The organism is Roseovarius bejariae (assembly GCF_009669325.1).
GTDB lineage: Bacteria > Pseudomonadota > Alphaproteobacteria > Rhodobacterales > Rhodobacteraceae > Roseovarius > Roseovarius bejariae.
Window position 1 is genome coordinate 1 of sequence record NZ_SZWE01000002.1, and the last position, 12652, is coordinate 12652.

At 59.2% G+C, this 12652-nt stretch carries 10 protein-coding genes and 1 pseudogene; 8 read left to right on the forward strand and 3 right to left on the reverse strand.

Translation table 11 applies throughout. The features are described 5' to 3' along the window. Together FDP25_RS13950 and FDP25_RS13955 are read right to left on the reverse strand one after the other, a co-directional pair. Nucleotides 1-283, reverse strand: a pseudogene (locus tag FDP25_RS13950) (hypothetical protein); the annotation flags it as partial. Nucleotides 284-426: 143 nt separating this feature from the next. After that, a complete protein-coding gene (locus FDP25_RS13955; protein ID WP_154153560.1) occupies nucleotides 427-801 on the reverse strand; it encodes a helix-turn-helix domain-containing protein in 375 nt (124 codons plus the stop codon). An 883-nt stretch (nucleotides 802-1684) separates the two neighbouring features. Between FDP25_RS13955 and FDP25_RS13960 the strand changes: the two genes are divergently transcribed. Genes FDP25_RS13960 through FDP25_RS13975 form a run of 4 tightly spaced genes read left to right on the forward strand, consistent with a single transcriptional unit; the run spans nucleotide 1685 to nucleotide 7538 of the window. Beyond that, a complete protein-coding gene (locus FDP25_RS13960; protein WP_154153563.1) occupies nucleotides 1685-2356 on the forward strand; it encodes a hypothetical protein in 672 nt (223 codons plus the stop codon). Next, nucleotides 2353-4713, forward strand: a complete 2361-nt coding sequence (locus tag FDP25_RS13965) for a Mu transposase C-terminal domain-containing protein (protein ID WP_172982818.1) — start codon at nucleotides 2353-2355, stop codon at nucleotides 4711-4713. The genes FDP25_RS13960 and FDP25_RS13965 overlap by 4 nt, the downstream gene beginning before the upstream one ends. After that, entirely contained in the window at nucleotides 4710-5702 is a 993-nt protein-coding gene (locus FDP25_RS13970; RefSeq protein ID WP_154153569.1) for a TniB family NTP-binding protein, read from the forward strand. The genes FDP25_RS13965 and FDP25_RS13970 overlap by 4 nt, the downstream gene beginning before the upstream one ends. 3 nt (nucleotides 5703-5705) lie before the next feature. Continuing rightward, a complete protein-coding gene (locus tag FDP25_RS13975; protein WP_154153572.1) occupies nucleotides 5706-7538 on the forward strand; it encodes a TniQ family protein in 1833 nt (610 codons plus the stop codon). Here FDP25_RS13975 and FDP25_RS17085 read toward each other — a convergent pair. After that, complete coding sequence (locus FDP25_RS17085; RefSeq protein ID WP_172982819.1) at nucleotides 7517-7687, reverse strand: hypothetical protein; 171 nt, start codon at nucleotides 7685-7687, stop codon at nucleotides 7517-7519. The genes FDP25_RS13975 and FDP25_RS17085 overlap by 22 nt on opposite strands. Before the next feature lie 808 nt (nucleotides 7688-8495). Here FDP25_RS17085 and FDP25_RS13980 point away from each other — a divergent pair. The 4 genes from FDP25_RS13980 to FDP25_RS13995 are packed head-to-tail and all read left to right on the forward strand — an operon-like array spanning nucleotide 8496 to nucleotide 12652. Beyond that, on the forward strand, nucleotides 8496-9056 hold the full coding sequence (locus FDP25_RS13980) for an NADase-type glycan-binding domain-containing protein (RefSeq protein WP_154153575.1): 561 nt from the start codon (nucleotides 8496-8498) through the stop codon (nucleotides 9054-9056). Next, nucleotides 9019-9399 (forward strand): SH3 domain-containing protein, encoded by a 381-nt coding sequence (locus FDP25_RS13985; protein WP_154153578.1) that lies wholly within the window; start codon nucleotides 9019-9021, stop codon nucleotides 9397-9399. Before FDP25_RS13980 ends, FDP25_RS13985 begins: the two co-directional genes overlap by 38 nt. Then, nucleotides 9396-12095 carry a PASTA domain-containing protein gene (locus FDP25_RS13990; RefSeq protein ID WP_154153582.1) on the forward strand — a complete coding sequence of 900 codons (2700 nt, stop codon included), beginning with the start codon at nucleotides 9396-9398 and terminating at the stop codon, nucleotides 12093-12095. Before FDP25_RS13985 ends, FDP25_RS13990 begins: the two co-directional genes overlap by 4 nt. Before the next feature lie 26 nt (nucleotides 12096-12121). Continuing rightward, a complete protein-coding gene (locus FDP25_RS13995) occupies nucleotides 12122-12652 on the forward strand; it encodes a hypothetical protein (protein WP_154153585.1) in 531 nt (176 codons plus the stop codon).

The following is a 12652-nucleotide window of genomic DNA, read 5'->3' on the forward strand; positions in this document are numbered from 1 at the left end:
ATGCACTCCAGGTTGTTTTTCCAGTGGAGACGATCAGGAGACCATCAGGACGATCGTTCGTGTCACTTCCTTCCTTGAGAACAACCTCTGTGAATGCTTCGATCGTGGTTCTCTTTCCGACCCTCATGCCGACGGTGCTCAAGACCGCCGTTGCCAAGGGCGGAATCTGGGGGAGAAGCGAGAGAAAAATGGATGCCATCCTTTTCTCGCGACTGGTGTCGGCCAGGACCGGGAAGAGGCGCGCAGGTTCCCCTTGCTTCAAAAAATCAGGTAAATCAGTCATTTTTATCTCCTAAAGGTTGTTTTGACCGTAGATAGGCAAATGGCACTACGTCAATAAATTCACTGGAGGTGTCGACGGAAACAATTGCACGACAGCCACATCAGAGCCCGGAGAAACTTCAAAATTTCCGTCAAAAGATAGACTCAGGCCGACCCCGAAAGCTCGTTTGGCACCACGAGAAGATCGGCTGGTATGCGCCAGGCCTGGTGAATCTTGTGGATGTGCTCCTTGCTCAGCTGCCGCTTGCGGTTCATGATTTCCGAGGCGCGTGACTTGGAGCCAAGCACCGTGGCGAGATCGGTCTGGGTCAGGCCGTGCGCCTGCATATGTGCCTTGAGAAGCTCAATGGGATCCGAGCAGAGCGGACCCACCATGGCGCTCTCATAGGCCTCGACAGTATCAACCAGCTGATCAAGCTCGGCGCCCATGTCGGTCCCCTGAGGTGCGCCCCAGAGTTCCTCGATCCGCGCCATAGCGGCATCGTAGCTCTTCCGGTCGGTAATCTTGGCGATCGTCATGGTGATCTCCTCAGTACAAGTTGACGGTCGTCGCGTCGAAGATTGATCATGGTCTCGGAATCCTGCTCTCTTTCGTTATTATCGGTCTTTGAACAACCTCAGACTAAGAAGAAACACGGTTGCCGCCAGACTCGGCCGCGCACTGCGCTACGCCGAAAGGCTTCGTTCGCGGCCTCTTTCACCAACCGTAGGGGCACTACCTTCGCCAGCTCGGCACAATGCCCCCAATGCATTTTCGAATCCATTAAAATGCCTTCAACGTAAGCGCAGGGCTCCAAAAAGCTTTTTGAGGGCGCCCCGGCGCTGGTATTTTTGCAACACCTAAATCAGTGAATATCACGCCGTTTGACCCAAGATTTGGCGCTTGTCTCTGGGTGTGAGACCGCAGATGACGAGCGTCTGTAGCGCTTATCAAGAATATATACATAAATAACAGTAGGTTACCATTTTTCAGAGAGTCCACGTTGCCCATTTTTTCGCGCGACGAAGCGATTTTCAGAAATAAATTTCGGGCGAAAATCGCGGTTGTTTGGCAGGGAACAGTGCGTACCTTGAAGGCCACATGAGACAGTCGACAGCGAACTTTAGGAAAAAATTGACCCTTGGATTTCGGGCTGTGTGCAAAGGGCTAATGTTCGATCTGTCGAGCCTGAAAGACTGGGAAGTGGGGCGTCCGACACGCGATTGAAGAGGACACGAAAAGTGGCTGTTTATATCTAAATCCAAATCCGCCCATGCGGATCGATAGATCCAAAAGGGTCGAGCGACCGCTAAGGGAAACCCAAGTGGTCGTTTTCAGAAACTCCCAAAAATAGACCGCCGCCTTCGGGCAGCGTCGGACTGAAGTCTGGCGGGTGGTCTTCCTACGTGAAAGGAAAACGAAATGCCGAATTATTCGGAGGGTCGCGTATTGCCTGCGCAATCCCGTGGGGACCGCGATATCGCGAATGCGTCAACCGCGCACTGCACCGCTTTTACCGTTCTTGGTGAGCATTCAGGCACCCGCAGCCAAGCGGAGTCCTACACCGAGCTCTGTCACCAGAAAATCCAAGGCGCTCGGTCCGATGTTACCGACATCCAGGAGCAGGTGCTGTTCACCTTCGGCCGGCAAGACGAGAAACGGCACTTTTTCGACATGGTTGTCACGAAGGCTTCTGGAGAGCGCATTGCCTACACGGTCAAGCCTGAAGCACGCCTCAAATCTGGTCGCCATGTCGAAGACATGCGGACCATCGCCTGGTGGGTTCAAGAGAAGGGGTTTGCCAAGTCGGTGCGTCTCTTAACCGAGGCCGATATCGATCGGGTCGTCCTTCATAACGCGAACATCAACTCGGCCTTGCGCGATACGGATCCGGAGGCTGAGCAGGCGGCACGCGCCGTGGCAAGTGGCCTGCGCGGTGCGGTGCCGCTGAACCAACTCACGCAACAGGTCGGCCTCGCGGCACGCGGCTATCGGGCCCTTTTGCGACTTGTTTCAGCAGGAGAGCTCGCACCCCTGCATTCCGAAAAAGTCACCCATGAAACCCTTGTTGAATGGAAAGGAGAGCGTCAATGACCATTCTCCCCAACACGCAAGACCTTGGCGACGCCACGCCGGTGAAGAGCGGCTTTCGCTTGGATGTTCATGATCGGCTTCTCATTCATGGTAAGCCCTACCGTTTCCTCGGCATGTCTGGCGACAACGCCGAGCTGATACCCGCAAGCGGCGCCGGGATGACAGAGGTCTTCCCGATGGGCGCACTGGCCCGCTTGAGCGCGTCCGGCGACATCAAGCACGAGGTTGGCTACTACCTTCCGGATGACCTCAAGCCGGCGTCGGCGGTCGCAGCCTTTGATTTCCAGCCATCAAACCTCGTCGGGAAAGCGAGGGTGCGCTTCGATGCAAAACTCGCCCAGATCAAGGCCATCGAAGATATGGAGGCTGAAGGTATTCTCAGGCCGAATAAGGAGAGCATCGAGGCAGCGCGTTCCGATATCGAAAAACGCGCCGAGGAGTACTTCAAAGCACAGGCGACTGAACGTGACCTCATTGCAAACGAAATTGCCAATGACGGATTGCCAGATCGCATACGCAAAGGCGTCCGTCAGAATCGCGGTGGCGGCATAACACGGAGAGTCGGCCTTTTCAGCGCCGATTACCTGCGAAAGCTTTTCGCTCGCTACAAGAACGAAGGCGTGGCGGCACTGGCCGACGATCTTTCGAAATCCGGGAACAGGACAAGCCCGTTTCGGCCCGAGGAACAGGCGCTGCTGACGGACATCGTCAACGGCAGCTACCTCACGCCAGAGCGGAAGTCGATCAAGGCAACGGTTGCCGACGTTAAACGCGGGTTCCAGGCTGAAAACGAGCGTCGTGACCAAGAGGGGCTTTCGCCCCTTAGGGTACCGGGCCGTGATGCGGTGCGTCGGACGATCAAAAAACTCGACCGCTTGACGGTTCTTATCGCGCGTTTCGGGCGCGAAGAAGCGATGAAAAAGCTCCGGCCCGTAGGCAAGGGGCTCGAAGTCTCACGACCCGGCGAGCGCGTCGAGATGGATGAGTGGTGCATCGATCTGCTCTCCATCATTCGGTCTGCGAAACTCGAAACGGTCTTCGGCGAAGAGCATTTGAAGGCTCTTGGCCTTGATGGCGAAAAGGCCCGATGGTGGCTTGTCGCCGCCATAGATTGCCGCACCAGGATCTGCCTCGGAATGAAGCTGACCCGCAATCCATCGGGCAGCGCGGCGCGCGAATGCCTTCGTATGGTTGTCAGTGACAAGGGCCAATGGTCTGACAGTGTCAGAGCATGCTGTGCGTGGTCACACGCCGTTGTTCCGGAAGTCCTCGCCACCGATAACGGCCCAGGTTTCAAGTCGCGTATTTTCCAAAACGCCTGCCTTGATCTGCAGATGGTGTTTCTTCGAACGATCGGTGGAATTCCCGGCATGCGTGGGGCCATCGAGCGTCTGTTCCATACGGCCGCCCTCGGCCTGATGCCGCGCCTTGTCGGTCGCACCTTTTCGAACCCTCGCGAGCGTGGCGACTATCCGGCCGAGGATCGGGCGTGCCTTGATGCAGAGGATGTGGCCTTCGCCTTGGTACGCTGGATCGTCGACATTTACCACAATACGCCGCACGAGGGTTTGGGTGGGCGTACACCGCTCGAACAGTGGGACGCGGACATGGAAAGCGGCAACTACCCCCTTCGTGCTCTGCCGGATGCCCGCTCGAAACGCCTCGCCTTCGGCAACCAGGTCAAGCGCACCGTGACGCGCGAGGGCATCACGGTGATGGGTATTCGGTACCACAGCGAAGACCTCGCCCTGTTCTATATGCAGCCAGGGTCCAAACAAGTGGATGTCAGCTGGGACCAGACGGATCTCGGCGCGATCGAGGTGTACCTCGATGGTGCGTGGCGTGAGGTTCCTGCGGTGCACGACCGGTTCCGGGGTTTGAACCTGCATGTCTGGCTAAGAGCACGCCGTGCCCTGCGCGCGAAATCAGCATCGCGACGGGCGTGGGAAGAAGAGGTCGTGTTCAAGGCCATCGATGACATCGAGGACCTTGCGACGGATAGATCCATAGCCTTCGGAATCGTGGACACCTCGATTTCAGAGAAGCGGCTGAAAGAGATTGAGTCAGAACTTTTCGGGACTTTCCGCATCACGGAGACGCAATCACTTCGCGACGATGGTCAAGACGCAGGCCGAGAAATCACCCCGCGCGAACCCGATCCCGACCGTCCGGTCAGGACCACGACCCCTCGCAAGGCCTCCGATGATGTGCCCGCGACGCCGGATGTCCAGAACCACCAAGATACCGATCAGGGACCAGCGGCACCTGGTAGCAGCCAGGAGTTGCCTCCCGTCAAACCAGCCACCCGCCCGCGGACAGCATGGGTTCCGCGTAAACCCAAGGAGGACGACCAATGAACATTCAAATGCCCAAGGGCAAACTGGTGCAGAGCCTGCGCGACATGCATGTGCCCAACGAGCGGGACGATGCGGTGGAAAAACACCTCAACCGGCTGCTGCAGGTCGATGATGAGGGTCGCCCGACTGCCGAGCCATGCCGATTTACCGCGGACAGGGAAACGCGCGGCATCGCCGTCATCGAAGCTGCTGGTGGCGGGAAAACCACGGCGATCCGAACAGTGCTGCAATCGACCGAGGCTTTGCGGATGAACCCGGAAACCGGCCTTCCGCGATATCTGGAGATCCAGATCCCCAGTCCTGCGACGCACAAGAGCGTTGGTCTTGCGATCCTGGAGGCAACCGGCATGTCCGGGGTCTCCTCGAATGCCAAGGCTTGGGAAATCTGGGGCGCCGTGCGGAAACGGTTGGGTCAAATGGGTATCAAGGTTCTGTGGTTGGACGAGGCCCAGGACCTCGTGATGGCCCAGTCGGCAAATGATACCGAGACGACCTTGAGGACGATCAAGACGCTCATGCAGGGCAAGAACGCTGTGATCCCAATTCTCAGCGGGACACGGAGGCTGGGCGAGATTACGAGTTTCGATCCGCAGGTGTCGCGGCGCTTCACCAAGATCGCGCCGACAGACCTCGACCACAGCACAGACCAGGAGAACCTTTTCGGGATGATCGACGCCTATTGCGATGAGGCCGGTATCACAGCGCGGTTGCCTGAAGATTTGGCACTACGCCTGATGACGGGGAGCCGCTATCGGTTCGGACGGGTGATCGAGACCATCGTGAACGCGATCGAGTGCGCCATTTACGACGATGAAGCTTTCCTCACCGTCGATCACTTCGCCGAGGCCTGGGCTATGCAGGAAGGCTGTGAGCCTGGCTCCAATATCTTCCTGGCCCCGGATTGGATGTCGATCCCCCTGGATGCAGGGGCCGAGGAATACGAGAAGGCGCGCACCAAACGCCAGCAGAAGAAAATCGAGCGGGGTTGAGCCATGGTGATGCTGCCTGTCCTTCCACTGATCGAGGGGGAGAGCACCGTATCGTGGTGCTCTCGGCTCGGTCCGTTTCATGCCGGCTTGTCCGGCCCAGACTTCCTGAAGCTCATGCAGATCAGTCGCCAAAGCGTCGTCGACACCACTGATGACTGCATCGGACGGCTGGCTGACCTTACCGGGATCGCCGAGCCCCGCATACGGGCCTCCGGCGTGCAGCGTGTCGGTGAGGCGCGCTTCAAGCATCGTGACGAGGAATTCGGCATGCGGTTCGCGCTGCGCACCCATACGACCTTCTGCCCGGCTTGCTTGCTCGAGGATGCAGATCCCGCCGGGCCCAGCTCGGGGCAGCGGGTTGGCCGGATTGGCTGGATGTTCAGCCCAGTCAGAACATGCCCCCGGCACGGGATTGTTCTTCATCGGCGCCGCAACAGCGGGTTTCATGAGCAGTTCCAGGATATGACCCTCGTGGCGCCGGACGATGCCGTCCTGGAGAAGCTGGCGGCAGATGCGCCGTCAGCAAGCACCTCTGCCTTGCAGTCTTATGTCGAGCGGCGTTTCAATGGCGTGTCCGGTCCCGACTGGCTCGATACCCAGGACGTGGACCAGACGACTAAAGCCTGTGAGATGCTCGGGGCCTGCATCGTGTTCGGGGCGCATACAAATCTTGATACGCTTTCGCTCCATGATTGGTCGGAGGCCGGCAGCGCCGGGTACGAGGCGGCCCGTGATGGCGTGGACGGGGTGCGCAACGCACTTGAAGAGATTTCACGCGCGTCCTTTCGCCAGATTTCCAAGGGTGGCCCGCAAGCGGCCTTGGGTCGAATTTACCAGTGGCTGCAATTCAAGAAATCGAAGACGGACCCTGGATCGATCCGGGATGTCGTGCGGGAATTTGTCCTGGACACGATGCCGGTTGACCCTGGCAGTACCTTATTTGGCACCCCTGTCGAGACGCGGCGCCGTCATTCGCTGGCCAGCCTGTCGCGATCGACCGGAGTTCACCAGGCGACCTTGCGCCGGGCGCTGAAACTCACCGGTGTTCTTCCCGCTGATGTGGACGCCGACGAACGGTTCACCGTCGACGCGGGCCAAGGGGAAAGGTTGGCCGAACGCATTCACAATTCAATTCCGATCAGCAAGATCCCGGACTACCTGAACTGCAATCGGACCCAGGCGCAGATGCTGGTAAAGCGGGGTATCGTATCTCAGTTGGTGCCGAATCTCGGCCGCGGCGGTGGTGTCCTCGCCAAGGTTGCCGTCCAGGACCTCGATGAGTTTATCTCGCGCTTTCGGGCTGGTGGGACACCGGTTGGCCGGGCCAGCGATGGCATGAAGGATGTCATCACCGCGTCCGAGATCGTGCGGCGACCGGTGATGGACATCGTTCAGCTTGTTCTGGATCGCAAACTGACATCGATTGAGCTCCTGCCTGAGGACATTGGGTTCCTCTCGGTACTGGTCTCCCCGGACGAGGTCCGTTCCGTGATCTCGGAACTTGAAGGCGAGATCGGTTTGTCCGCGCATGATGTTGCCGCCCGTCTCGGAATTTTCACATCCGGCGTCACGCATCTTCGGACGAAGGTCGACAGTTCGGGTCGCCCGTTTCTGCCCTCACTTGAAACCGTGGCGTCGAGCGGCACCGTCCGTCATCGCTTCGCGGAAGAGGAGGTGAAGCGGTTCCAGGCGGACTATGTCGCGTTATCGGATCTGGCCAAAGAGAGGGGCAAGTCCCCGAAGACGGTTGCGGTGGAGCTACGGAAACTTGACATAAAGCCGATTATGAGGCGGGAACTTCTTAACGCTGCGATCTACAGGCGTGCCGATTTGTAGACCCAGTCCTCAAAAATTTTGCTGAATGAAGCCGCCCACACGGGCGGCTTTTTGTTGCCTAATGCCTGTTTGGCAAGACTATTTCTGAATTTTCGTGGCAAAACTTCACCGAACTGCTTGGCAAAGAAACCCGCCGATTTCGAGATCACGAAATTTCGGCCATTGATTTCATTGGATTTTTCTTGTCTGTGGTTCTGCGTTTGGCATAACTATTGCTGCTCTGACAGTGTTGTCGCCACTACCAATTAGTGGCCACTGGCGGGGTCAAAAACGCCATTTTGCAAGCAAAAGAGGTCTATCGGGCTAAACGGCCCGTTTGACGCTTGTTTCGGTTAGAGTCGATGTTGCTGTGGTTCGACTCCTTGTAAAGCACATAGGTTCGTTCCACAGGCGCAAGAAACGTCTCAGACATGATTTTTGGGATTTCTCCAAAGCCGTATCCTTCGACGGGAAATGATTATTGTCTGTTGAAGAAGTTATTGGCGTCTATGTGTGTCGAGGATGCAAAGTGTGCCCTCAATTTCAGGTCTGGCAGACAAGGAACCTCCGCGATTCTGAAGATAGTTGGGGCCACGACAAAAAGCCGTGACCGGGGAGGTCGCGGCTTGGACAGGGTAAGGTTTACGCCTTAGCGAAAGGCGGCCAGCAGGTCGCTGACGCGTGCGCCATACCATCTGACCGATGTGTCGACGCAATAGCCTCGCCTTGCGTTCTGAACCGTTCCGGGTTTGCCGGAGGCTGTTTGGGTTAGATTGTGCGTCATATTCCCGCATACCCTCGCTTGTGAATGGGCGAGAGTTTCCCATAACATTCTGATTTATATATGCAATTTTTAAAATATGTGATGTAGTACCGACGCTTGCGGAGACGCGAGGATACGAGACGTTTCTGGTCAAAACAGACGCTTGCGTATACTATTCAGCAAGCGATTGATGTCGCGGGACAGGAGGCAGGGCCATGCGTCCGATATTGATTATGCCACTGCTCGCATCCCTTTTTGCGACGACTTCACAGGCAGAAACCTGTGCGGATTTTCCGGCGACGGAATTGGTGGATCATATGCGGATCTGCGTCAGTTCGGTCCTGCCGCCGCAGGTGGGAAACAGCTATGGCCCTGCCAATCTGTTCGACGGCTCGGGCAATGCCTGGTGCGAGGGCGCACCCGGCTTCGGCATAGGAGAGACCGTGACGCTGAGCCTGCAGGGGGCCGGCGCCTTCCGGCAAGTGATGATCAGCAACGGTTATGCCAAATCGGACAAGGCGTTCTTTGCCAACGGGCGTGTGCGCCTGGCGGAGATTTCGACAGACCTTGCCGCGCCGGTGCTGGTCGAATTGCCGGATACGGCCGCCCCGATCACCATAACCCTGCCAGGCAACCAGCCCGACAACCATCGCGTGATCCGGTTCAGGATTGTCGATGTCTACCCAGGGTCGAAATACCGCGACACCTGTCTCAGTCTTTTCGCGGCGGATTTGGAGCATGAACGTGACTTGGAGTGGAAATCTCAGGGATATTAGCGCGATCACGGCGCTCTGTCTGGCGGGCTCGGTCTGGGCCGGTGCGGTTTGGGCTGAGGCGGATGGTCCGGATTATCTCCGAGTCGTCGATGTGGCTTCCAACGATGTGCTCAACATCCGCGCGGCCCCGACAGCGCGCGCCGTGAAAATCGGCACGATCCCGCATGATGGTGATGGCATTCTCAACCACGGCTGCATCAACCAGATGAGCTATGCACAATGGCAGGCGGCGAGCCCCGCTGAGCGCGAGAAGGCCCGCAAAAGGGTGTGGTGTGACATCAGTTATCGCGGCATACGGGGTTGGGTCGCAGGCTGGTTCCTGGCCGAAGGGAGTGCCCAATGATCGCCCGGATCCTGATGTGGCTGGCCGTGCTTCTGCTGCCAGTCATGGCGGTTGCTGGAAACGGATATACCTTCAACGAGGAATTTCCACACAAAAAGCTGGAGGCTTTCGAGAAGGGCGTGCGGGACGTGAACCCCATATGCATGCCGAAACCCTACCCAATTGAAGCCGAGTTCTACCCACTGAGGGTCGGCAAGGCCGCGCTTGCCAATTGTGGCACCGAAGAGCAGGTGCGCAAATACAGCAAATATATCCTCAATCTGAAGGACAATCCGACCGTCACGGCCGCCATGATCTCCGATCTGAAGGTCGACGCGGCGCAATGCGTGCTCAACAGCTTCATCGACGCCGACTCCACGATCAACGCCTATCAAAAGGAAGATTACAAGACGCTCGTGAATGCGGGCATCAGCGTTGCCAATTGGTATAGCCTTCTCAAGAGCCTGGGCCAGCTGCGCGCGGCCGATGCGGATGTTTTCATGACGACGATGATGTCGGCCGGTGAGCGCAGTTTCGATCTCGAGGCGCTGTACCACTCGGATGTGGGCGGGCAGATATTGGATACGCTGCTGACCAAGCGATACAAACACTTTCTGGCGCTGGGCCATTATCGCGAGCGCTGCGACTATGGCGCGGCGTCAGTGGAGCTGAAAAACCTCCGCATGGCGACCGATGATGCCTGTGTTGAAGCTGGCCATGCCTATCGTCAGGCGGAACGCAACCTGCGGCATCACAGCTATACCTTTCGCGGACGCCTGAAAGAGTTCAACCGCAACCAGTTTCACGATGAATTCGACATTCTGACCAAGATTATGCGCAGCAAGATGAGGCTGTTGGAGCAGTTTGAAGACGACTATGCCGAGTTGGAACAGATCGAGCGCGACCTGCCCTCCGAGGCGAAAAGCTTTGCGGCGCGGCGCAGTGATTATCGCGCAGCCTTCGATGCGGCACAGAAAGCACTTCCGACCGCGGCCAGTTGTCGGGATCTCGATCCGATGACCACGGCGCAGGCGCTTGCAAACGGGACCAAGCTTTCCTGCCGCCCCGCTTTCTATGGCGTGGGCGGGGATGCCCTGCCGCATGTCGATGCGCTTGTGGCGGCCTTGTCCCAAGAGGCACGTACGCGCTCCGCCGGCTATTGGACCCGGCTCGATCATATTCGTGGCCTACACAATGCCTGCAAGACCGGGGGGCGCGATCGTGCCATCGCCGCCCTGCGTGAGGAAATGCGCACCCATCCCGCGCTCGGATATACCAACGGGTCTTGTGGGGAAATCGCTCAGCCGCAGTTGCAGCAAGAGCTGGACCGAATGGCAAACAATCTCCCCGAACATTGCCAGATGACAGCAGTCCCGCGCGAGATCCTTCGCCTGCCCGCCACCGAGGCGGTACGGGCGCTCGAAGAGGCGCGGCTTTTCCTACTCGGCCCACCGACACGCATACCGCCGAAACCCGATGAACCGGAAGGCATCGTGGTGGACAGTGCCCCGGCGCCCGGGGAGCCGGTCCGGGTTTGGACCGGGGTCACCCTGACCGTGACCGGTGCACAGCCGAAGGCCGAGGCCGGGCCGGAACTGGTCACCGTGCCCCCGATCCTTGGCCTCACCGAAGCCAAGGCGCTCACTGCGTTGTCCGAGGCCGGGCTAAGCGGGGTCGTGGGCAAACGGATTCCCGCCAACCGGTTGGAGCTGAAACCCGGTATTGTCCATACCGCCGTGCCGGGGCCGGGACGGCCCGCGGCCATGGGCGCGGCGATCTCATTGACCGTGGTCGGTCCGCGCCCGATGATCGAGGTGCCGAGCCTCGCCGGTGCCAAGACCGAAGCACAGGCGCAGGGCATCCTTGCCGAGGCGGGCTTTGTTCCCGGACCCGCAGCAGCCGGCAACCCCGCCCCCGAAGGCGAGAAGCCGGGGAGTTTCTATGATACGGACCCGCCCGGGCCCGGCCCGTATCCGATGTTCACCACGTTGCAGCCACTGGCCTTTGCCGCACCCGCGCCCCCGGCCGAACCCGAGATGCGTCCGGTGCCAGGGGTGAAGGGCATGGAACCGGGCAAGGCGAAGGAAATAATCCGCAAGGATGGGTTCTTTGAAGTTGGCACGGTTTCGGCCGGTAAACCGGCGACAGGTGACGAGAAGCCCGGCACCGTGCAATACACCACCCCCGGGATCGGGCAGCCCGCCCCCAAAGGCACGACGGTCAATCTGTACGTCGCCGTGCCTGCCGTGGCGGTCGAGCCCGATGCCCCCGCCGCGCCGCCCGATCCGGCACCGCTTGCGGCCGGCGACGGTGATTGGAGGGGCCTGTGGGAATTGAGCGATTTCAGCACTGACAGCGCCTCGGCCCGGCAAAGCCTGTCGGACGGGGTGTTGCGGTTCCGCGTCGAGGAAGCAGACGGCAGACCGATGTTCCGGCTTTACAGCAACCGCAATGGTGAGTGGAAGAAGTTCTTTGATTTCCCGGTCGAGATCGACCGTGTCGGTATATTACGTGCGGATCCGGGCTTCCTGCGCGAGATGGAGGCCGAACTTCAGGCCGATGCGGCCAAGGGCGAAGTCGGGCAATTGGCGCAGGTGATCTTCGGCGCGTTGAACGAGCTGGAAATGACCCGTAAGGGAGTCGCCTGCACGATCCGGATCTATGACGTGCGCGGCAGCCAGATGGTCACCCTCACAGCGCGCTGCCGGCGGTTGTGATGCGCTGGGCGGGGGTCATAGCCTCAATGATTGCCGCGCCACTTTCGGCCGGGGAACTGGTTTGCCCACCTATCAGCGGTACCCCACAGGGCTTTGGCTTTTTGGCCCCCGATCTTGAGGCGCGTTTTGCCGCGTCGTCGTCCTCGGAGGAGCCGGCTGCGGAGACACCGACCGACTGGATGGGAGCATGGCGCATTACCCCGCCGGAGGGCGGCCCGGCGCCGCTGAGCAGTCTCGAGGTTCAATCTGAATTCGGCACGCTCTGGCTACGCTGGGATCCCGATCTGAGCGACCCTTGCAGTGCCGATACCCAGATTCCGGTGACGGCCACCTCCACTCGGCTGAAGGGCGATCCGCAGGCCCTGACGGAGGCCCGTGTCTTGGGGTTTGTCCCGCCCCCGGATGACGCCCCGGGCCTCATGTCTCCCGAGGCGCGCGCAGTGCTCCTGGGAAGCCTGACACTGAAGCGAAGTGGGGCGATGTGTTATCTGCGCTGGACCGGTCCGGATGGTCCCCGCGCACTTCAATTTCATTGCATTCCGGAAGCAGGAGAATGA

Bases quoted from the DNA above. Each gene is read 5' to 3' on its own strand.
- FDP25_RS13990 (WP_154153582.1), top strand. From the start codon at position 9,396: ATGATCGCCCGGATCCTGATGTGGCTGGCCGTGCTTCTGCTGCCAGTC.
- FDP25_RS13985 (WP_154153578.1), top strand. From the start codon at position 9,019: ATGAACGTGACTTGGAGTGGAAATCTCAGGGATATTAGCGCGATCACG.
- FDP25_RS13970 (WP_154153569.1), top strand. From the start codon at position 4,710: ATGAACATTCAAATGCCCAAGGGCAAACTGGTGCAGAGCCTGCGCGAC.
- FDP25_RS13980 (WP_154153575.1), top strand. From the start codon at position 8,496: ATGCGTCCGATATTGATTATGCCACTGCTCGCATCCCTTTTTGCGACG.
- FDP25_RS13975 (WP_154153572.1), top strand. From the start codon at position 5,706: ATGGTGATGCTGCCTGTCCTTCCACTGATCGAGGGGGAGAGCACCGTA.
- FDP25_RS13960 (WP_154153563.1), top strand. From the start codon at position 1,685: ATGCCGAATTATTCGGAGGGTCGCGTATTGCCTGCGCAATCCCGTGGG.
- FDP25_RS13955 (WP_154153560.1), bottom strand. From the start codon at position 801: ATGACGATCGCCAAGATTACCGACCGGAAGAGCTACGATGCCGCTATG.
- FDP25_RS13995 (WP_154153585.1), top strand. From the start codon at position 12,122: ATGATTGCCGCGCCACTTTCGGCCGGGGAACTGGTTTGCCCACCTATC.
- FDP25_RS13965 (WP_172982818.1), top strand. From the start codon at position 2,353: ATGACCATTCTCCCCAACACGCAAGACCTTGGCGACGCCACGCCGGTG.